Source organism: Ruegeria sp. AA6, assembly GCF_056542865.1.
The window spans coordinates 334,328-354,327 of record NZ_JBQGAN010000002.1 but is presented as its reverse complement, the minus strand read 5'-3'; the positions used below and the strand labels follow the sequence as shown (position 1 = coordinate 354,327).

The window sequence follows — 20,000 nt, the reverse complement described above, 5'->3', positions numbered from 1 at the left end:
CAGCCCGCCCCGCTTGCAACGCGCCAAGCAGCACGATAGCCAGTTGCCATGCTTTCTGTTTTTGATCAGGGGCCACCACCGGCCTGTCCCGCACCCTTTAATTTGGCCGCGCATGTATTGCGACGGGCAGATGACCATCCGGACAAAATCGCGCTGTCGGTACTGCGCGGTGAGGGTTCCGACGACTGGTCCTATGACGCGCTGAAGGCGGCGATTTTGGGCACTGCGTCGGGATTGCTGAGTGCCGGTCTGAAATCTGGGGATATCGCGCTGATGCGGCTGGGAAATACCGTAGATTTTCCCATTGCCTATCTTGGCGCGATTGCAGCCGGAATCGTGCCCGTCCCCACGTCCTCACAACTGACCGAACCTGAAACCGCGCGGATCATCTCAGACTTGAAACCTGCGGCCATTCTGCGCGACCCCGCGGTTGCCTGCGCTGCACACGCGCTGCAGATAACGCTGCCTGACTTGACCGAAATGCGCGCCCTGCACCCGACAGAGTTCCAGTTCGGCGACCCAAACCGGCTGGCCTATGTTGTCTATACTTCAGGAACGTCCGGCAAACCGCGCGCCGTGGCCCATGCACACCGGGCCATCTGGGCGCGGCAGATGATGGTTGACGGTTGGTACGGTCTGCAGAATTCGGACCGCCTGTGCCACGCCGGGGCGTTCAATTGGACCTATACGCTGGGCACTGGATTGATGGATCCGTGGACCATCGGCGCCACCGCTCTGATCCCCGAACCCGGCACCGACCCGGACGCACTGCCCGGACTGTTGCGTCGGCACGGAGCAACCATCTTTGCTGCCGCGCCCGGTGTATTTCGCAAAATCTTGAAATCGCCGGAAAACCTGCACCTTTCGACCCTCCGCCACGGCCTCTGTGCCGGGGAAAAACTGTCTCGGCACCTGCACGCGCAATGGGCTGAGGCAACCGGGACCGAGTTGTATGAGGCTTTCGGTATGTCAGAATGCTCGACCTTCATTTCGTCCAGCCCTGTCCACCCGGCACGAGGTGAAGCTTTAGGTCAGCCGCAACCGGGGCGGCGCGTGGCGATCCTTGGGCCGGACGGCCCTGTACCACAGGGGCAAGAAGGCACCATCGCCATTCACCGGTCCGACCCCGGCTTGATGCTGACATATCTCAATGCGCCGGACGAGGCTGAGGCGCGCATGCAGGGCGACTGGTTTCTGACTGGCGATCAGGGCGCCATGGCCGTCGATGGTCAGATCACCTATCTGGGCCGCGATGACGACATGATGAACGCGGGCGGCTATCGTGTGTCACCGGTCGAGGTCGAGGCAGCGCTTTCCAAATTCCCTGGCATTGCTCAGGTGGGCGCTGCCGCCGTTGAGGTTAAACAGGACACGTTTGTGATCGCCGCCTTCTATACCGGGCCGGAAAAGCTGGACGAGGCCGGCCTGCGCACCTATGTGGAAGCAAATCTGGCGCGGTATAAACAGCCGCGCGCATTCATTCACCTGCCCGAGCTGCCAACCGGTGGCAACGGCAAGCTTCTGCGCCGGGCACTACCGGCCTACTTTAAGGCGAATACACCATGACCCAGACCGTCAAACTCGACATCATGTCCGATCCGATCTGCCCGTGGTGTTATATTGGTAAAACCCATCTGGATAAGGCTTTGGCTGCCATCCCGAACCATCCGTTTGTGATCGAATGGCATCCGTTTCAGTTGAACCCCGACATGCCAGACGAAGGCATGGAAAGGCGCGAATATCTGGAGCGTAAATTCGGCGGCAAGGATGGTGCCATCCGCGCCTATGCACCGATTGTGGAACACGCCGAAAAGGCTGGGCTAAGCATCGACTTTGAAGGAATGAAGCGCACCCCCAACACGTTGGACGCGCACCGCTTGATCCACTGGGCAGGAATCGAAGGCAAGCAGAACGCCGTCGTGGATGCCTTGTTCGATGCCTATTTCGTGCAGGCCCGTGATATTGGTGACCATGAGGTTCTGGCGGATATCGCCGACGGTGTTGGAATGGACGCCGCCGTCGTGTTGAAGCTGCTCAAATCCGACGCCGACCGTGCAGACATCAGTGCGCGTGACACGCATTCGCGTGAGATGGGTGTGAACTCGGTTCCTACCTTTATCGTGGCCAACCAGCACGCGGTTCCCGGTGCGCAACCGCCTGAAATGTGGGAAAAAGTGATCGGTGAGATCATGTCTCAGCTTGAGGCTTCCTCTGCAAATTAGCACAGAGCTCTGTGCGATTTGATCCCTAGCGACGTCTGACGCTTCGTGATAGCGCCAGAAGGTCAGGAGGCGACTATGGCAAATCGCATGTCACTGGGAGAGTTCATCGCGCTCATCGCTATGATGTTTGCGACGATCGCGTTTTCTATCGATTCAATGCTGCCCGCACTTCCCGAGATTGGCGCGCAGCTTAGCCCGGGTGACATTAACCGAGCGCAGTTGATCCTGACCTCTTTCGTGTTGGGCATGGGGATCGGAACGTTTTTTGTCGGCCCCATCTCGGACGCGTTCGGGCGCAAACCCGTGATTTATGTGGGCTCTGCGCTGTATATTGCAGCGGCAGCCGTGGCCTGGGCCAGTTCATCGCTGGAGTTGCTTTTGATCGCGCGGGTGGTTCAGGGGGTTGGCTGCGCCGCGCCACGCGTGGTTGCTATGGCCATAATCCGCGACCTGTACTCCGGTCGGGAAATGGCCCGGATCGTGTCCATCGCAATGATGATCTTCACACTGGTGCCTGCCGTCGCGCCGATGTTGGGCGCCGGTATAATCGCAATAGTGGGCTGGCGAGGTATCTTCGTCTCATTCATTCTGTTCTCGATGATTACCGCGATCTGGATGGGCCTGCGCCTGCCAGAGCCTTTGAAGCCAGAAAACAGAAGACCCCTGCGCCTGCCGTTGATGGCTGCAGCCGCGCGCGAGATGTTCGCGCATCCAACGGTGCGGGTGTCGATCTTTGTGCAAACCCTGTGTCTGGGCATGCTGTTCACCACCCTAACCATGGTGCAACCGGTCTATGACGTCATCCACGACAGCGCCCACAGCTTCCCGTTCTGGTTCGGTTTTGTAGCCCTGATGGCAGGGTCGGCCAGTCTGCTGAACGCAGCCCTCGTCATCCGCGTCGGTATGCGGCGGTTGGTGACATGGGCTTTGGGGGCGCAGATCGTAATCACGATGGGCGTTTTTGCGCTGGATATGATGCCTCTGTCGCCCAACCTGTCATTCGCGGTGTTTGTCTTCTGGCAGACCTCGATCTTTTTCATGGCGGGTATGACAATGGGCAACCTGAACGCCATAGCAATGGAGCCGATGGGCCACATCGCTGGCATGGCAGCATCGGCGATCGGTGCTGTTTCAACTGTTCTGGCCGCAGCCATTGCCGCGCCCATTGGGCTTTTGTTCGACGGTACCCTTACACCCTTGACCACTGGCATCCTTGTCATGAGTCTGATCGGCTTCGGATTGATGCTTCACATGGGCCGGATCGAAAACAGACTGCCAGCTTGATCTGTGCAGCCTGAGCGAATCCCGCTAACCTCCCCTTGATCCGAGGGGAGATTATCAATGAGCGATTATTACGATCTGGGCACGCATTCCTGTCCGGTCAGCACGTCCGTTCCCGAGGCGCAACTTTGGTTTGATCGCGGTCTGATCTGGACCTACGGCTATAACCATGACGAGGCTGTAGCCTGTTTCCAGCGCGCCGCCGAGCATGATCCGAACTGCGCCATGGCCTATTGGGGCATCGCTTACGCCGCTGGTCCGAATTACAACCTGCCCTGGGATTTGCGGGACGAGCGCGGTCAGCAGAAAGCCCTGGCTCAGGCGTATGACTCCACGCATAAAGCATTGAATTTGTTGGATATCTGCACTCCGATTGAACAGGCACTGATCCGCGCCCTGCCCGCGCGATACCCTCAACGCGACCCAATCCCGGACATGCATGCATGGGATCACGATTTCGCAGACGCCATGCGCGCGGCATTTGCCGAGCACTCCGATCAATTGGATTTGCGCACCATCTATGTCGAGGCGCTGTTGAACCTCACCCCCTGGCAGATGTGGGATCTGAAAACCGGCCAACCCGCCGAGGGTGCGGCGACACTGGAAGCCCAGCAGGTGTTAGAGGACGCGATGGCCCACGACCCCGCTGCCATGTCCCATCCGGGCCTGCTGCACCTCTACGTCCACTTGATGGAGATGTCGCCGACGCCCGAAAAGGCGCTGAAGGCCGGGGACGTTCTGCGCACTTTGGTTCCTGATGCCGGGCATCTGGTGCACATGCCGACCCATATTGACGTACTCTGCGGCCATTACCAAAACGTCGTCTACTGGAACGAAAAGGCTACCGAGGCTGACCTGAAATATTACGAGCGTGAGGGCGCGTTCAACATCTACACCGGTTATCGGCAGCACAATTACCATTTCGCCATCTATGGCGCTTTGTTCCTTGGCCAGATGGAACCCGCCCTGCGCGCCAACAAGGGCGTTTGGGACACCACCCCCGAAGAGTTGCTGCGTATCGAAAGCCCGCCCATGGCGGACTATTTCGAAAGCTACATGTCGATGGGGCCGCATATCCTGATCCGCTTTGGTAGGTGGGAAGAGGCCAAGGCGCTGGAAATTCCAGACGATCCCGACCTGTTCCGCACTTTGACGGCCACGATCCACTACGCCCGCGCCATCGCCAATGCGGCCACCGGACAGGTCGCCCAAGCAGAGGCAGAAGAACAGCTGTTCCTCTCAGCCAAAGCCTGTGTTCCTGAATCCCGCCTACTACACAACAACCGCGTCGTAGACCTGCTTGAAATCGCACAGGAAATGTTGCGCGGTGAAATCGAGTACCGCAAAGGTAACTTCGAAATTGCCTATGCCCATCTGCGCCGCTCGGTCGAGTTGGACGACACGCTGCCCTATGATGAACCATGGGGTTGGATGCAGCCCACCCGCCACGCGCTAGGGGCGCTGCTGTTCGAACAGGGACATGCCGACGAGGCCGAAGCCATCTATCGCGAAGACCTCGGGCTGGGCGGCGATCTCAGTCGCGCGTCGATCCACCCGGACAACGTCTGGAGCCTGAAGGGATTGCACGACTGCCTGAAGGCGCGCGGGGAAGGTTTTGAAATCGTTCAAATTAAACAACGCCTTGATTTGGCCCTTGCTCGCGCGGACCGGGTTGTCGGTGCGTCTTGCTTCTGCGCTCAAGCCGCGATGAGAGCCGCCGAATGAGATACGCCCTTTTGCTGGCCGCCTTGATCTGCGGCCCCGCATTGGCAGACCGCCAGTCCTTCCCTCCGCTTGACGAAGCCGCCGCTGATCCGTCGCTATTGGCGTTTCGCGAAGCTTTGCTGGACCAAGTGGCCGCAAGGGACGTCGAAGCTGTAATCGCATCGGCCTGCCCTGACATTTACCTCAGCCATGACGGTGAAGGCGGCCCCGAAGAATTGCGGGCCAATCTGATCCTCGATCCCGAGACGCTTTCCGAGGAAATCCGTGACGACGCTGATTCTATGCGGGATCAATACTGGGCTGATCTTGAGAACACCGTGTCGCAACCCGGCTATTTCGACGAAGAAGGCGAGTTCTGGATGCCGCATCAATGGCAGATCATCCTGCCTGCCTCCTTGGACCCCAGTTTAGCTTATTTTGTGACAGGTCAGGATGTCTCGCTGCGCCAGCAACCAACGCGGGACGCACCTATTCTAGGACTTATCAGCCACGAAGTCGTCATCATCCGCACATATACGGAAACGACTGAATATCAGCGCGTTTTGCTGACAGACGGAACACAGGGCTATATGCACCGCGACTTTCTGTGGCCCATGACCGGCAATCGCGCCGCGTTTGTAAAGTCGGACGCGGGCGATTGGCAGCTGTGCACCTTTGTCAGCGGTGACTAGGCTTTGGCCTTTTTCTTCTCGGCCACAACCTTTTCGGCCAGATCGCGGGCAATGGCGAAGGCTCCTTTGATCTTGTCGCTGTCCTTCTTCCAGTCACGGCGCACGACGATCTTGTTGTCTTTGACCTTGGCCATCCCGCGTTGGTTCTGAATAAACTCGACCAACCCCTGCGGCGACGCGAACTTGTCGTTGTGGAACTGGATCGTCGCACCCTTCGGCCCGCCATCCAGTTTGGCAATCCCGGCCCGTTTGCACATCGCCTTGATACGCACGACCAGCATCAAGGTGTTCACCTCTTTTGGTAGTTTGCCAAACCGGTCGATCAGTTCGGCGGCAAAGCCCTCCAGCTCGACTTTGGTCGAGAGTGAAGACAGACGGCGATAGAGGCCCAGACGCACATCCAGATCGGGCACGTAGTCTTCGGGGATCAGGACAGGCACGCCCAGATTGATCTGCGGCGCCCATTGGTCATCGGCGTCCGACAGGCCCTCCAACTCACCGGCTTTGATCTTGGCAATCGCTTCTTCCAGCATCGACTGGTAGAGTTCGTATCCCACGTCGCGCATCTGACCGGACTGTTCCTCGCCCAGCAGGTTGCCTGCGCCGCGAATGTCCAGATCCTGCGAAGCCAGCGTGAACCCGGCCCCCAGAGTATCCAACGAGCCCAGAACGCGCAGGCGTTTATCGGCCGCAGAGGTCAGTTTTTGACGGGGTTTTGTGGTCAGATAGGCGTAGGCGCGCGTCTTGGATCGCCCCACTCGGCCCCGTATTTGATAGAGCTGCGCAAGCCCGAACATATCCGCCCGATGCACGACCATCGTGTTCGCGGTCGGAATATCCAGCCCGCTTTCCACGATCGTCGTGGCCAGCAGCACATCGTATTTGCCGTCATAAAAGGCATTCATCCGGTCGTCGAGCTCTCCCGCGGCCATTTGCCCATGCGCCACGACGTATGTCAGCTCGGGCAGTTGCTCCTTCAGGAACTCTTCGATCTCAGGCAGGTCCGAGATACGAGGCACCACATAGAAACTCTGCCCGCCACGGTAATGTTCCCGCAGCAGCGCCTCGCGGATGGTGACCGCGTCGAACTCGCTGACATAGGTGCGGATCGCCAGCCGGTCGATGGGCGGCGTGCCGATGATCGAAAGGTCGCGCACTCCGGTCAGCGACAGTTGCAGCGTCCGAGGGATCGGCGTGGCGGTCAGGGTCAACACGTGGATGTCCGAGCGCAGCTGTTTCAGACGTTCCTTATGACCAACGCCGAAATGTTGCTCCTCGTCGATAATCAGCAGGCCCAGATTGTTGAACCGTATCCCCTTTGCCAGCAGCGCGTGGGTGCCGATCACGATGTCGATCGTTCCGCGAGCCAGCCCGTCGCGGGTCTGCTGGGCCTCTTTCGCCGAAACAAAGCGCGACAGTTGCCGGACCTCAAGCGGGAAACCCCGGAAACGTTCTTTGAAGCTGGCGGCATGCTGACGCGCCAGCAGCGTTGTCGGCGCGATCACAGCCACCTGAACGCCCGACATGGCCGCAACAAATGCCGCACGCATGGCGACCTCAGTTTTGCCGAACCCCACATCGCCGCAGATCAGACGATCCATCGGCGCGCCCGAGTGCATGTCTTCCATCACCTCGGAAATCGCACGCAATTGGTCATCAGTTTCCTGATACGGGAACCGCGCGCTGAACTCGTCCCACGCATGCGGCGGCGGGTCCATGACCGGAGCCTTGCGCAGCGCACGCTCAGCCGCGATACGGATCAGCTTATCCGCCATTTCGCGGATCCGCTCTTTCAGCTTGGCCTTTTTGGCCTGCCATGCGCCGCCGCCCAGACGATCTAACAGACCTTCATCGTGGCCGTACTTGGACAGAAGTTCGATGTTCTCGACCGGCAGATATAGCTTGGCCTGTTCTGCATATTCCAGCAGCAGGCATTCATGGGCGGCACCTGCGGCGGTGACGACCTCCATCCCCATATAGCGCCCGATCCCGTGGTCCACATGCACCACCAGATCACCGGGGCTAAGCGATTGTGTCTCGGTCAGGAAATTCTCGGCCTTGCGGCGTTTCTTGGGCTGGCGGATCAGCCGGTCGCCCAGCACGTCCTGCTCGGCAATGACTGTCAGATCAGGCGTTTCGAACCCGTGTTCCAGCGCCCATACGGCCAGATGCAATCCGCGTTTCCCGATGCGGGTCCCATGGGAAACAGGGATCGCCTCGGCCAGACCTTCATCCTCGATCAACCCGGTCAGACGCTCGCGCGCGCCTTCGGAATAAGAGGCAATCAACACCGGCGCCTTAGCAAGCTTGTCGGTGATATGGCTGGCCAGAGCCCCAAACAAACTGATGTTTTCCTGCTGACGCTCTGGGGCAAAGTTGCGCCCGATCCGCCCCCCCGCATCGATCACGCCGGGGCCGCTGGCTTGCGGCAGAGGGCTGAACTGCAAGACGCGCCGATCGCCCACCGCCTGTTCCCAAGCGGTGTCATCCAGGTACAGCAAACCGGGCGGCGTTGGCTTATAAACCGTGTCCATGCGCGAGCGGTTTTCCAGCGCAAGCCGCCGGGTTTCGTATTGATCGGCAATCGTGTCCCACCGGGCAAGCCGTGCCGGTGTGACCTGATCATCAACGGTGATGGTCGCATCCGGCAGATAGTCGAATAAGGTTTCCAGCTTTTCATGGAAAAACGGCAGCCAATGCTCGATGCCCTGATGTTTGCGGCCCGCGCTGACCGCTTCGTACAGCGGATCATCGGTGCCCGCCGCGCCGAATTCGATGCGATAGTTCTGGCGGAACCGGGTGATGGCGGCATCATCCAGAATGACCTCGGAAACCGGAGCCAGTTCTACCACGTCCAGCTTCTCGGTGGTGCGTTGTGAAACCGGATCGAACCGGCGCGCACCGTCAAGTACGTCACCGAACAAGTCCAGGCGCACGGGGCCGGATTCTCCGGGCGGAAAGATGTCGATGATCCCCCCGCGAATGGCATAATCACCGGGTTCCATCACCGTCGGGCTTTGCGTGAACCCCATGCGCACCAAGAAATTCCGCAGCGCGGTCTCATCGACACGATGATCTACGCGCGCCGTAAAGGCGGCCTCGCGCAGCACGTCGCGCGCGGGCACCCTCTGTGTTGCGGCGTTCAGCGTGGTCAGCAGCACAAACTGATCGGGCATCTGATGCACAAGCGCTGCCAATGTCGCCACCCGCGCCGCCGCGATATCAGCGTTGGGCGAGACCCGGTCGTAAGGCAGACAGTCCCACCCTGGAAAAACAAAGACCGGCATATCCGGTGCAAAGAAGGCGAGTGCTGCGCGCATCGCTTCCATCCGCTTGTCGTCTCGTGCAACATGACAGACCGGCCCACCAGAGCGAGCGATTTCGTTCAGGACAAGCTGTGCATCAAACCCTTCAGGGGCGCCGCCAACTGTTACGTGGTTCGGAGCCGTCATCTTCGTGCCTTTCCGAATTTCCTACCCCAGAACTCCAATAGAGAAGTTCTGATACATGCCCCAAAATGACGTGATCAGGATCGAGCACATACCGATGATCTGCGTATAAATCCTGCACCGTGTCAAAGTCTTGCCAACAATCTCAAGCGTCCCGTCGCAGCGTTTCAGCTTACGCGCTGCTCTGATATTGACGAGCATCACAATACTCATCGGAAAAAGCAGTAGGAACACCGCCTGTGCGAACTCAACCCCGTAGTAAAAACCAAGCATCGCCAGACCTGCAAATACGAAGCAAGACAATCCCAGAATGATCTGCCCAGATACGTCAACGATATAAAGTAAACGGTTACTGTTGATCCGAACGATGTCTAACAGATCACGTTCCGCCTGACCACCGACACGACGTGCGCGCACCAACAGGTCAAACGGCACCCCCATCGCCCAATGGCTGGCCGATGACCACACAACGGCCAATCCGATCCAATACCACAGATTCGAAAAGCTGCGCATGTCGATGATTTCGAAAAGCGATGAGTATAAGTCCAAGCGTCAGCCCTTTGTTCACTGTCCTTGGGGCTTTGTTTGCGCAACCGCGTCTATCGTTACCCTTGAGACCTTGTGGAATTCATGCCACCCAATGCGGGAATATTCAAGGAGAGCGCGACATGAAACCGACCATCGCCCCCTACCCCCTGACTCGTTTTCGCAGAGCGCGGCAATCGCGGGCCGTCCGAGGACTTGTCAGGGAAAACACGCTGACCACAGATGACCTTATCTGGCCGGTTTTTGTGCGCGATGGTGAAGGGATTGAGGAACCTGTACCGTCTATGCCGGGCGTGATGCGTCGCTCGGTCGATCTGATCGCAAAAGCCGCGATTGAGGCGCAGGCACTGGGTATCCCTGCAATTTGCATCTTTCCCTATACCGATCCCGGCCTGAAAACCGAGGATTGCGCGGAGGCGTGGAACCCGGACAATTTGTCGAACCGCGCCATTCGCGCGATCAAGGCGGCAGCCCCGGACATCGCGGTGATGACCGACGTGGCGTTGGACCCCTACAACATCAACGGGCATGACGGTTACGTCGTCGATGGCGAGATCGTGAACGACCAGACCGTCGAGGCGCTGGTCAAGATGACGCTGGCCCAGGCCGAGGCCGGAGCAGACATCATCGGACCCTCAGATATGATGGACGGACGGATCGGCGAAATGCGCCGCGCATTGGAATCGGCGGGACACCAGAATGTTATGATCCTCAGCTATGCCGCGAAATACGCCAGCGCCTTTTATGGGCCCTTCCGTGATGCGGTGGGCGCTTCGGGCGCGCTGACCGGGGACAAGAAGACCTATCAGATGGACCCGGCCAACTCGAACGAGGCCTTGCGGCTGATCGAACGCGACCTGACCGAAGGTGCCGACATGGTGATGATTAAGCCCGGTATGCCTTACTTGGATATCTGCCGACGGGTGAAAGACACATTCGGCGCGCCGACCTATGCCTATCAAGTGTCAGGCGAATACGCGATGATCCAGGCAGCAGCGCAGAATGGCTGGGTTGACGGCGAAAAGGTGATGCTGGAAAGCCTTCTGGCCTTCAAGCGTGCTGGCTGTGATGGCATCCTGACCTACTTTGCCCCAGAAGTCGCGCGCGTCCTTCAGAGCTAAAACCCGAAATTGTCGCAATTTTTCGCCGATTGTGATGTGTCGTCGCGCAGCTTTCCCGTGACACACAGCCTCAATCGGCGTATTCTTGCACATAAGATCGGGCCTACCCGACACATCAGGCAGCAATACAGAGAAAAAAACATGAGCAGTTCCAATGCACCCCGACTAAGCCGTCGTGGCTTTGCCTTTGGCATGGCCGGCTTGACAGTAACCGCAGCCTGCGGCAATGGCGTCGGCAATTCCAATGCGGCCAAGATCGACGCCCGCGTCGATGCCACTCTTGCCCAGATGTATGCGACCTATCCCAACACAGTTGAGATCGCGAACAAAGCCAACGGCATGTTGGTTATGCCCCTGATTACCGATGCCGGACTAATCTTCTTTGGCGGTGCCTACGGCCAGGGCGCGTTGCGTATTCAGGGCGCAACGGTTGACTACTATTCGGCAGTGTCCGGAACCGCCGGTCTGCAAATCGGTGCCCAGCAATATGCGCATGTCCTGTTTTTCATGACGCAGGATGCGTTGAACGATTTCCGCCGTTCCAGCGGATGGACCGCCGGCGCTGATATCGGCTATGTGGTTGACGCAACTGGAAATTCCTTGTCCACCGACACAACGACACTACGTTCGCCAGTGCTGGCTGTGGTTTTCGGGCAAGCCGGCCTGAAATTTGGCGCCACGGTCGAAGGTACAAAATACACACGGATCATTCCGTAACTTTGGGCTACCACGCCCCTATCAAGACGAACCCCGCCACAAGCCCACCTGTGGCGGGGTTCGTCTTGTAAACATGAATATTCCCGGGCTGTTCCTCTTTCGGTCAGCCCGCCCATCAACTAGTCTTGCCGCAACCGGAACAGGATCAGGGTAGTAGGCCGCAGATGGCTCTTGTATTTCGCTGGCTCGTGCGCATTACCACAGGTCTGATCCTGCTGGCTTTGGCCGCCGTGGCTCTTGTGTACTTCTTGGCCAGCCAATCGCTGCCGGACTACGATCAGACGGTTGAAGCCGAAGGTTTGAGCGCACCGGTCGAAATTATTCGAGACACCGCCAACGTTCCGCACATTCTGGCCAATAATGACCCAGATGTATTCTTTGGCCTGGGTTATGCCCATGCTCAGGACCGGCTGTGGCAGATGACGGTCATGCGCCGCACAGCTCAAGGACGCTTGTCCGAAATCTTTGGCCCACGCACTGTCCACATAGACAAGCTGCTGCGCCGACTGGACTTGTACGGATTGGCGCATCGCTCGGTCGAGGTGCAGGACGACTACACCAAAGCGGCGCTGCGGGGCTATGCCGCCGGCGTGAATGCGCGACTGGATGAGATCAACGAAGCCGCCCTGGGCCGAGGCGCGCCCGAGATGTTCTTGTTCAATGCACCTGTGTCCCCGTGGCAACCCGGCGACAGCATTGCGGTGATCAAACTAATGGGCCTCCAATTGTCCGGGCATCTGCAGGATGAGGTTCTGCGCGCACGTACATCTCTGATGCTGGATGATCCTGCGCGTTTGGCCGATATTCTTCCCGACGTTCCGGGTGCTGGCATTGCCGCCCTGCCGGAATACGCGGCGTTGTTTCCAACCGTACCCCGCTATGCCAGCGGTACGCCGATGCCCGACACACCGCTATCGCCCTTCCCAAAACGAGGGTTGGCTGGCGCTTCAAACGCATGGACGGCCGCACCTTCACGATCAGCCAGCGGTGGCACGCTATTGGCCAACGACCCACATTTGGGGTTCACCGCACCTGGTATCTGGTATCTGGCGCGACTTGAACTGGCCAAGGGCGGCGTCATTGGTGCCACCATTCCCGGTATACCCGCCGTAATGACCGGACGCAGCGACCGTCTGGGCTGGGGCCTGACCTCATCCTACCTGGACGATCAGGACGTTCATATCGAACAACTCAATCCCGACAACCCCGAGGAATACCTGACCCCAGACGGGTTCCAGAAATTCCGCACCCGTCCGTCGATCATCGAGATCAAGGACGAGGCCCCGATCACCCTGACTCTACGCTGGACGGAAAACGGCCCCGTCCTGCCCGGCAGCCACTATGATCTGGATACGATTACTCCGCCGGGTCACGTCGCCTCGTTGTCTTGGACCGCACTCAGCCCGCGTGATACGTCGATGACCGCGTCGATGGCGCTGATGAACGCGGATACCGTTCGAGAGGCTATTGATGGGGCAGAACTGTTCCTCTCACCATCACAGAACCTGTCCTTGGTTGATAAAAACACGATCGGCATGAAGCTGATCGGGGCCATGCCCAAGCGCGACCTGCGCAACCAAAGCCGGGGCCGCATTCCGACGCCAGGTTGGCTGGCCGAAAACCTTTGGCAGGGCCGCTTGCCCTATGAGGACAACCCGGAATTCGTCGCCCCCGCCGGTGGTATTCTGGGCAATACAAACAACAAGATCATCGACCGCCCCTTCCCGGAACATGTGTCCTATGAATGGGGCGACACCCAGCGCGTGCATCGCTGGGAGCGCCTGATGCAATCGCGCGAGGTCCACACCCGCGACAGCTTTATCGAGGCGCAATTGGACACTGTCAGCTTTACGGCCCGTTCACTGCTGCCGCTGATCGGTGCAGATCTGTGGTTCACCGGAGCCTCAGCCCCCGAGGGAACCCCAGAACGTCAACGCCAGATCGCGTTGTCCCTACTGGCCGAGTGGAATGGCGAGATGAACGAACACCTGCCCGAGCCACTGATCTATGCCGCTTGGTTGCGGGCGCTTCAGATCAGGCTGATCTCGGACGAATTGGGACCGCTGGCCGCCGAATACAAGCATGTTGAGCCACTTTTCATCGAACGTGTTTATCGTGACGTGGATGGCGCTTCGGTCTGGTGTGACGTACGCCAAAGCGCACCAAGCGAAACCTGCACGGATATGGCTCGTCTGGCGCTGGATGACGCATTGATATGGATCGCCGAGAACTATGGAACAGCGCTGGAATCGCTGCGCTGGGGCGACGCACATCAGGCCACACATGACCACCCGGTTCTGGGCTCGGTCCCCGTGTTACGGTTCTTCGTCAATATCCGTCAGTCCACCAGTGGCGGCGACAATACTCTGCTGCGTGGCCGAACCTCTGGCGAAGGCAAGGACCCGTTCCAGAACGTGCATGGCGCAGGCTATCGCGGTGTCTATGATTTCGCCGACCCCGATAGCTCGGTTTTCATCACGGCCACCGGCCAGTCTGGCCACTTCCTGTCACGCTACTATGACGATCAGGCGCAGCTGTGGCGGCGCGGAGAGTACATCCCCATGTCGCTGGATCTGGATCTGGCGCGCGCTGCCGCCGTTGGTATCACAAACCTGATCCCGCGCTGAATTTCGCGCTTCGGCAAGACCTTGCCCCTTTTTTGACCAGTCGTGGACGTCGGTACGCCTTTTCGCCTACGATCTTACGGGTGACAATTTGGGACCGGGGGACGCAGATGGCCAGTATTCGGGATAGGCTAAACAATCTTGCGCGCGATTATGCAATCGCCTGGAGTTCGGGCGATCATGATGCTGTCGCCAGCTTTTTTACTCCTGACGGGCAAATGGTGATGAACCGATCGGAAACCCTGCAGGGACGCGCGGCAATAGCCGAGATGGCTCGTAGTTTTCAGTCCGACTTTCCCGACCTTGAACTGCGTTGCGACATGATGCGTTGGGCCGGCAGTCATGCGATCTTTGTCTGGACGTTCGAAGGTCATCACGCCAAGACCGGGAACCACGTGGTAACACGAGGTTGGGAAGAATGGGACCTGAACGAGGATCACAAGGTCATGTCATCCCAGGGCTGGTTCGACGTCGAGGATATGAAACGACAAATAGACGGAGGTTGACGTCTATAGCCCTGCGAACTTTGCGGCCTGCTTGTCCGTCCACAAAACGCTAATCTCAAATCCATCGTCGGTCTGTTTTTCTGATCGAACGACATCCTGCCGGAATAGCCACGCACGTTTGTTGCCTTCCGCAAAACTGAGCAAGAGTGTCTCTTCGTGACGAACCCCTTGTAGCTTGGTTGCGATCTCAACCAACAGGGGTTCGACGCCTTCACCCGTCACGGCCGAGATGGCAAAAATCGAAGGGTCACGGTCTGCCCGCTTAAAGGCGGCCTCACGCTCGTCTTCGTTCAAAAGGTCAATCTTGTTCCAAACCTCCAGCCGCGGGCGTTCATCATCCACTCCTAACGAGGTCAGAATCGCCTCGACATCTTGTGCCTGAGCGTCGGTGTCCTCGTGGCTGATGTCACGAACATGAACGACGATATCAGCCCCTAAAACCTCTTCGAGAGTCGCCCGGAAGGCCGCAACCAATTCCGTCGGCAGGTTTGAGATAAAGCCCACCGTGTCAGACAGGATCACCTCGGGGCCGTCAGGCAGTTCGACCCGCCGCATAGTTGGGTCAAGCGTGGCGAACAGCATGTCTTTGGCCATCACTTCGGCCCCGGTCAATCGGTTGAACAGCGTCGATTTGCCTGCGTTGGTATAGCCAACAAGTGCCACTATCGGATACGGCACCTTGGCGCGCGCAGCGCGGTGCAGGGTTCGGGTTTTGACCACCTTCTGCAGTTGTCGTCGCAGGCGCACCAATTGCTCGTCGATGGCGCGACGGTCGGCCTCGATCTGGGTTTCACCCGGACCGCCGACAAACCCCAAACCACCACGCTGACGTTCAAGGTGGGTCCAGGCCCGCACCAATCGCGTCCGCTGATAGCTGAGCGCGGCCATCTCGACCTGCAACACACCTTCACGGGTTCGGGCGCGGTCGCTGAAAATCTCAAGGATCAGGCCGGTGCGGTCGAGGATTTTAACCTTCCATGCCTTCTCAAGGTTTCGCTGCTGAACCGGAGTCACCGGCCCATCAATCAGAACCAGCTCGACTTCGTTGTCATGTAACCGTTCGGCAAGTTCTTCGATCTTACCGCTGCCGAACAATAGGCCCGGTTGCGCCCGTTGCAGGCGCACAATTTCAGACCCGACCACATCCAGATCGGGCAAAGCGGCAGCCAATGCCACCGCCTCTTCCAGCGCCGGTTGGGGGACACGGCGCTGTTCATCTGATTTGATTTCCGGATGCAGCACCCAAGCGCGGGTGTGCATCCTTTCATGTTCCATCAAGAGGCGTCTTCGCCCTCATACAGGCTGATCGGCTGTGACGGCATGATGGTCGAAATCGCATGCTTGTAGACCAGCTGCGACTGTCCGTCGCGGCGCAGCAGCACGCAGAAATTGTCGAACCAGGTGATCACACCCTGCAATTTCACACCGTTGATCAGGAAAATTGTGACCGGGACCTTTGCTTTCCGTACATTGTTCAGGAACGCGTCCTGCAGATTCTGTCTGTCCGAAGCCATATTTTGTTATCTCGCCGTTGTTCTTGCTACGCGCTGCGGACCAACGCGCTCCCTCTGGCAGAGTATGGAGTGGGATTAACTGAGTTTCCAGATCAAAAAATCAGTCCTTCCACATATGTTGAATCTTAGTCGCGCCAGAGGCTTGGCGTAATCAGCGCAATGATCGCCAGCGTTTCCAACCGCCCGATCACCATAGCCGCACACATTGTCAGCTTTGCACCGGCCGACAGGTCCACCAGCCGGATTGTCATATCCGTGGCCAGTTCGATCAATGGACCCGTTGTGCTCAGCGATGCGACAGTCAGAACCATCGCCTGTTCGAACCCTGCCCCCATCATTGCCAGAAGCAAATTAAAAAGTGCCGCCGTCAGAGCGAACATCATCAAAAAGATCCACGCAATAAAGGCTCCGTCGCTTTGAATCCGACGATTGCCACCGCCAACACCACTGACCGACGAAGGGTATATCAGCCGGTCAATCTCGCGCGCGCCGTTCAGGTATAGGGCAAACACCCGCAGCAATTTGACCCCGCCAGCGGTCGTTGCAACGCCGCCACCGATCAGGGCCAAGCCCATTAGGATCAACCCAGGCGTGCCCAGCCCTGACAATTGCTGCGCATCGTTCCAGTTTGAACTTTCAAACCCGGCGGTAGTAAGGAATGACAGAACCGTAAACAGCATGCCCCAGAACACTTGCACCGCTTCTATCGGACGCACAGTCCCGCCGATTTCGTTTACTCCGGCTAAGACGCGGAAAAACAAAAGAATGGCCACGGCGATAACGATCAACATACCGATCCGAAACTCAGGATCTTTATCCAGGCGCGAATACCCCGTGGTGGCAGTGTCCGTTGAAAATGTCAGCCGGGACAGGGCGAAAAACAGGAATAAGAAAAGGATCGCCTCGCCGGTGATACCGGCCTGCGCCCCCTCAAGCCCACCAACCGGCGAAATGCCCGACGTCGCCATCGTCGACATCGCATGACATATGGCCGTCAGCCCTTGTTCACCTGCGATCATCAGCAGCAGCCAAATTACAGCCGTCAGGCCTGCGTACACAGGCGTAAGAGTGCGCGTCACGCGGATCAACCGCCCGCGCGGGTCAACTTTTTCACTTTGCGCCACACCCGTGACCGGACGACCGGGCTGACCACGCGCGGTGACCTCAAAGCCACCCAACGAGAGCGGCGCCAGAATAGCCGCCGCTGAAATCCACATCAGCAGGCCACCCATCCAGCCAACCAGTGCGCGCCACAGGTGCAACGGTGCAGTCAGTCGGTCGGGGTTGGGGAAAATATCGGCCCCTGTGGTCGTCATTGCGCTGACCATATCGAAATAGGCATTCAGGAAGGTCGTATTGCCCAACGCATCATGCAGCGGGATCGCCAGAAACACCGGCAAAACGGTAAAACACGCCAACAAGACCGCAAGCTGCCCAAGCGTGCCCCGGCGCGGCACCCGGTTCGAGGATGCCAGCGAAACCGACGCCACCACGAACAGCCCCGACAAGCCGGAATAGAAAAAAGATCGCGAAGTGTCGTGGTCATCCAGCGCCAAAGCGTAGATCGCCGGAATCCACATCGAAACAGAAACCACGCCCCAGATCAGCAGAAACAGCGGCAATCGCCGCACCAGCCCGATCTGTTGTGTTCCCGCGCGTATCATCAGAAGAAATCGATTGAGACCTGCATCAACCGCTCGACCTCGGGCACGTCTTTCGCCATTGCAAAGATCGCCACCACGTCTTTTTCTTCAATTCGCAAACTTCCAGAGGGACGCACGACTTCATCCCCTTTACGCACCGCACCCACCAGAACACCTTCGGGGAAATCAATGTCACGCAGTCTTTGTCCAGCCATGGGCGAGGTCGACAAGACTTCGGCTTCGATCACCTCAGCCTCGGCATCGCCGATGGAATAAACCTGCCGCACACGCCCTTGACGGATATGGCGCAGGATCGAGCTGACCGTAGTGGCCCGCGGGTTGATATAGGCGTCGATCCCCAGCGGCCCCATCAGCGCGACCATGCTTGGATCATTGATGAGCGCAATAGCCAAAGCACAGCCTTCAGACTTGGCGCGTACGGCAGCCAGCATGTTTGCGCGGTCATCGTCGGTGACCGCCAGCATCGCGTCTGCGCGCTCGATCCCTGCCTCGCGCAAAAGTGCAGCGTCCAGCCCATCGCCGTTCAGAACGATCGTCCGCTCCAACGTCTCAGCCGCCAATTCGGCACAGTGGCGATCCCGTTCAATGATCTTGGCGCGGACGCGGCTTTCGCGCTCTTCCAGCGTACGAGCGACTTCAAGCCCCACATTGCCGCCACCGACGATCACCACCCGATCTTGTTTCTTTTGCGCCTTGCCAAAGACCTCCATCGTACGTGCAACGTCTTCGACATGACTGAACACGTAGCACTCATCGCCCACAAACAGCTGATCCTCGGATTCCGGCGCAAAAAGGCGGCCGTCTCGGCGAACGCCCACCACAATCGAGCTGAGCGTAGAAAACAAGTCCGTGAGTTGCCGCAGCGGCGTGTTCACGATTGGGCAGTCCTCATCCAAGCGGATGCCCAACAACTGCGCTTTGCCGTCCATGAACATCTCGGTATCAAAAGCAGACGGTGCTGACAGGCGTTGCATCGCGGCGGCTGCAACCTCGCGCTCGGGGCTGATCACCACGTCAATGGGCAGGTGGTCGCGCCGAAACAGGTCCGAGTGGATCGCCTGCAGATAGGATTTGGATCGTAGACGCGCGATCTTACGCTGGATCGAAAAAATCGAGTGCGCCATCTGACAGGTGACCATATTCACCTCGTCCGAATGGGTCGCTGCAATGATCATATCGGCGTCTCGGGCCCCTGCCCGATCCAACACATCAGGGTAGCTGGCGAACCCGGCAATCCCCTGCACATCCAGTGTCTCGGTCGCGCGGCGCACCAGATCGGGGTTGTTATCCACCACCGTTACGTCGTTAAGCTCGCCCGACAGGTGCCGTGCAATCTGCCAGCCAACCTGACCAGCACCGCAAATGATGACCTTCATGTTCTTGGCCCTTCTGCCTGAATTGCTTGAATGACAGATGCCCCCAAAACGGTCAATTGATTTGTCATACTCGCCCGCCTGGGGCAAGATAAGTCCATGAAAACAGTGCTTCGTTTGCTACTTCCGATAATGGTTTTGTCCTCATGCAGTGGTCCGCTCTCCCTGTATTACCGCGAGGGTGAGAGCGTATCTCGCCTACAGAGCGAGACCACTCAGTGTCAGGTTCAGGCCGTGAACGAGGTGCCGATTGCCACTCAGATTCGCCAAAGTCCCCCCACCTACTGGCCCGGCCGCACTTATTGCGACGGCAGAGGGCGGTGTTATCGTTCGCCCGGCTGGTGGCAGCCCGGACAGGTTTATACAGTAGACGTCAACCAAGGTCTACGAAGTGAGGTCGAGGCGCTATGCATGGCCAAGAAAGGATTCCGCCCCGTCAGCTTGCCGCCTTGCAAACAGGGTGAAAAATCCCGCGTACCGGCCGTGCCGACGACGACTTTGCCACCGCTGACGACCCAGTCATGTTATGTGAAATTTGACAACGGGTCGTTCCAGATCATCTCTCCCGGCCAGGCCGGATAACGACC

General features: G+C 58.5%; 16 protein-coding genes. 10 read left to right on the top strand and 6 right to left on the bottom strand.

From position 1 onward, the window contains the following. The first annotated feature begins 48 nt into the window (after nucleotides 1–48). The 5 genes from ACR0LN_RS04745 to ACR0LN_RS04725 all read left to right on the top strand — a co-directional run bounded on the left by ACR0LN_RS04745 (nucleotide 49) and on the right by ACR0LN_RS04725 (nucleotide 5,899). Nucleotides 49–1,566 (top strand): class I adenylate-forming enzyme family protein, encoded by a 1,518-nt coding sequence (locus ACR0LN_RS04745; RefSeq protein ID WP_480428090.1) that lies wholly within the window; start codon nucleotides 49–51, stop codon nucleotides 1,564–1,566. After that, nucleotides 1,563–2,222, top strand: a complete 660-nt coding sequence (locus ACR0LN_RS04740; RefSeq protein WP_480428088.1) for a DsbA family oxidoreductase — start codon at nucleotides 1,563–1,565, stop codon at nucleotides 2,220–2,222. Before ACR0LN_RS04745 ends, ACR0LN_RS04740 begins: the two co-directional genes overlap by 4 nt. 75 nt (nucleotides 2,223–2,297) lie before the next feature. After that, nucleotides 2,298–3,506: a multidrug effflux MFS transporter gene (locus ACR0LN_RS04735; protein WP_480428087.1), complete on the top strand. Its 1,209-nt coding sequence runs from the start codon at nucleotides 2,298–2,300 to the stop codon at nucleotides 3,504–3,506. 57 nt (nucleotides 3,507–3,563) lie between these two features. Continuing rightward, nucleotides 3,564–5,228 carry a tetratricopeptide repeat protein gene (locus tag ACR0LN_RS04730; RefSeq protein WP_480428086.1) on the top strand — a complete coding sequence of 555 codons (1,665 nt, stop codon included), beginning with the start codon at nucleotides 3,564–3,566 and terminating at the stop codon, nucleotides 5,226–5,228. Then, on the top strand, nucleotides 5,225–5,899 hold the full coding sequence (locus tag ACR0LN_RS04725; RefSeq protein ID WP_480428085.1) for an SH3 domain-containing protein: 675 nt from the start codon (nucleotides 5,225–5,227) through the stop codon (nucleotides 5,897–5,899). The genes ACR0LN_RS04730 and ACR0LN_RS04725 overlap by 4 nt, the downstream gene beginning before the upstream one ends. Here ACR0LN_RS04725 and mfd read toward each other — a convergent pair. Beyond that, entirely contained in the window at nucleotides 5,896–9,351 is a 3,456-nt protein-coding gene (gene mfd / locus ACR0LN_RS04720; RefSeq protein ID WP_480428084.1) for a transcription-repair coupling factor, read from the bottom strand. The genes ACR0LN_RS04725 and mfd overlap by 4 nt on opposite strands. 21 nt (nucleotides 9,352–9,372) lie before the next feature. Beyond that, nucleotides 9,373–9,897, bottom strand: a complete 525-nt coding sequence (locus tag ACR0LN_RS04715; protein ID WP_480428083.1) for a component of SufBCD complex — start codon at nucleotides 9,895–9,897, stop codon at nucleotides 9,373–9,375. 119 nt (nucleotides 9,898–10,016) lie between these two features. Here ACR0LN_RS04715 and hemB point away from each other — a divergent pair, with 119 nt between their 5' ends. The 4 genes from hemB (at nucleotide 10,017) to ACR0LN_RS04695 (ending at nucleotide 14,862) form a co-directional block, all read left to right on the top strand. Then, entirely contained in the window at nucleotides 10,017–11,015 is a 999-nt protein-coding gene (hemB, locus tag ACR0LN_RS04710; protein ID WP_480428082.1) for a porphobilinogen synthase, read from the top strand. Between the two features lie 141 nt (nucleotides 11,016–11,156). Further along, nucleotides 11,157–11,732 (top strand): lipid-binding SYLF domain-containing protein, encoded by a 576-nt coding sequence (locus tag ACR0LN_RS04705; protein ID WP_480428081.1) that lies wholly within the window; start codon nucleotides 11,157–11,159, stop codon nucleotides 11,730–11,732. Between the two features lie 164 nt (nucleotides 11,733–11,896). Continuing rightward, the gene (locus ACR0LN_RS04700) at nucleotides 11,897–14,359 is read left to right on the top strand and encodes a penicillin acylase family protein (RefSeq protein WP_480428080.1); all 2,463 of its coding nucleotides are present in this window, start codon (nucleotides 11,897–11,899) and stop codon (nucleotides 14,357–14,359) included. A gap of 107 nt (nucleotides 14,360–14,466) precedes the next feature. Beyond that, a complete protein-coding gene (locus ACR0LN_RS04695) occupies nucleotides 14,467–14,862 on the top strand; it encodes an ester cyclase (RefSeq protein WP_480428079.1) in 396 nt (131 codons plus the stop codon). A 3-nt stretch (nucleotides 14,863–14,865) separates the two neighbouring features. On the opposite strand, the gene hflX is transcribed toward ACR0LN_RS04695, so the two are convergent. From hflX to trkA, 4 genes are all read right to left on the bottom strand, one after another. Then, nucleotides 14,866–16,137, bottom strand: a complete 1,272-nt coding sequence (gene hflX / locus ACR0LN_RS04690; protein WP_480428078.1) for a GTPase HflX — start codon at nucleotides 16,135–16,137, stop codon at nucleotides 14,866–14,868. Next, on the bottom strand, nucleotides 16,137–16,376 hold the full coding sequence (gene hfq, locus ACR0LN_RS04685) for an RNA chaperone Hfq (protein ID WP_010440340.1): 240 nt from the start codon (nucleotides 16,374–16,376) through the stop codon (nucleotides 16,137–16,139). Before hfq ends, hflX begins: the two co-directional genes overlap by 1 nt. A gap of 125 nt (nucleotides 16,377–16,501) precedes the next feature. Further along, nucleotides 16,502–18,040 carry a TrkH family potassium uptake protein gene (locus ACR0LN_RS04680; protein WP_480428077.1) on the bottom strand — a complete coding sequence of 513 codons (1,539 nt, stop codon included), beginning with the start codon at nucleotides 18,038–18,040 and terminating at the stop codon, nucleotides 16,502–16,504. After that, nucleotides 18,040–19,416 carry a Trk system potassium transporter TrkA gene (gene trkA, locus ACR0LN_RS04675; RefSeq protein ID WP_480428076.1) on the bottom strand — a complete coding sequence of 459 codons (1,377 nt, stop codon included), beginning with the start codon at nucleotides 19,414–19,416 and terminating at the stop codon, nucleotides 18,040–18,042. The genes ACR0LN_RS04680 and trkA overlap by 1 nt, the downstream gene beginning before the upstream one ends. A gap of 408 nt (nucleotides 19,417–19,824) precedes the next feature. Here trkA and ACR0LN_RS04670 point away from each other — a divergent pair, with 408 nt between their 5' ends. Beyond that, nucleotides 19,825–19,995, top strand: coding sequence for a hypothetical protein (locus ACR0LN_RS04670; protein ID WP_480428074.1), 171 nt, complete (start codon nucleotides 19,825–19,827; stop codon nucleotides 19,993–19,995). Nucleotides 19,996–20,000: the final 5 nt, after the last annotated feature.

Bases quoted from the DNA above. Each gene is read 5' to 3' on its own strand.
- ACR0LN_RS04745 (WP_480428090.1), top strand. From the start codon at position 49: ATGCTTTCTGTTTTTGATCAGGGGCCACCACCGGCCTGTCCCGCACCC.
- ACR0LN_RS04740 (WP_480428088.1), top strand. From the start codon at position 1,563: ATGACCCAGACCGTCAAACTCGACATCATGTCCGATCCGATCTGCCCG.
- ACR0LN_RS04735 (WP_480428087.1), top strand. From the start codon at position 2,298: ATGGCAAATCGCATGTCACTGGGAGAGTTCATCGCGCTCATCGCTATG.
- ACR0LN_RS04730 (WP_480428086.1), top strand. From the start codon at position 3,564: ATGAGCGATTATTACGATCTGGGCACGCATTCCTGTCCGGTCAGCACG.
- ACR0LN_RS04725 (WP_480428085.1), top strand. From the start codon at position 5,225: ATGAGATACGCCCTTTTGCTGGCCGCCTTGATCTGCGGCCCCGCATTG.
- mfd (WP_480428084.1), bottom strand. From the start codon at position 9,351: ATGACGGCTCCGAACCACGTAACAGTTGGCGGCGCCCCTGAAGGGTTT.
- hemB (WP_480428082.1), top strand. From the start codon at position 10,017: ATGAAACCGACCATCGCCCCCTACCCCCTGACTCGTTTTCGCAGAGCG.
- ACR0LN_RS04705 (WP_480428081.1), top strand. From the start codon at position 11,157: ATGAGCAGTTCCAATGCACCCCGACTAAGCCGTCGTGGCTTTGCCTTT.
- ACR0LN_RS04700 (WP_480428080.1), top strand. From the start codon at position 11,897: ATGGCTCTTGTATTTCGCTGGCTCGTGCGCATTACCACAGGTCTGATC.
- ACR0LN_RS04695 (WP_480428079.1), top strand. From the start codon at position 14,467: ATGGCCAGTATTCGGGATAGGCTAAACAATCTTGCGCGCGATTATGCA.
- hflX (WP_480428078.1), bottom strand. From the start codon at position 16,137: ATGGAACATGAAAGGATGCACACCCGCGCTTGGGTGCTGCATCCGGAA.
- hfq (WP_010440340.1), bottom strand. From the start codon at position 16,376: ATGGCTTCGGACAGACAGAATCTGCAGGACGCGTTCCTGAACAATGTA.
- ACR0LN_RS04680 (WP_480428077.1), bottom strand. From the start codon at position 18,040: ATGATACGCGCGGGAACACAACAGATCGGGCTGGTGCGGCGATTGCCG.
- trkA (WP_480428076.1), bottom strand. From the start codon at position 19,416: ATGAAGGTCATCATTTGCGGTGCTGGTCAGGTTGGCTGGCAGATTGCA.
- ACR0LN_RS04670 (WP_480428074.1), top strand. From the start codon at position 19,825: ATGGCCAAGAAAGGATTCCGCCCCGTCAGCTTGCCGCCTTGCAAACAG.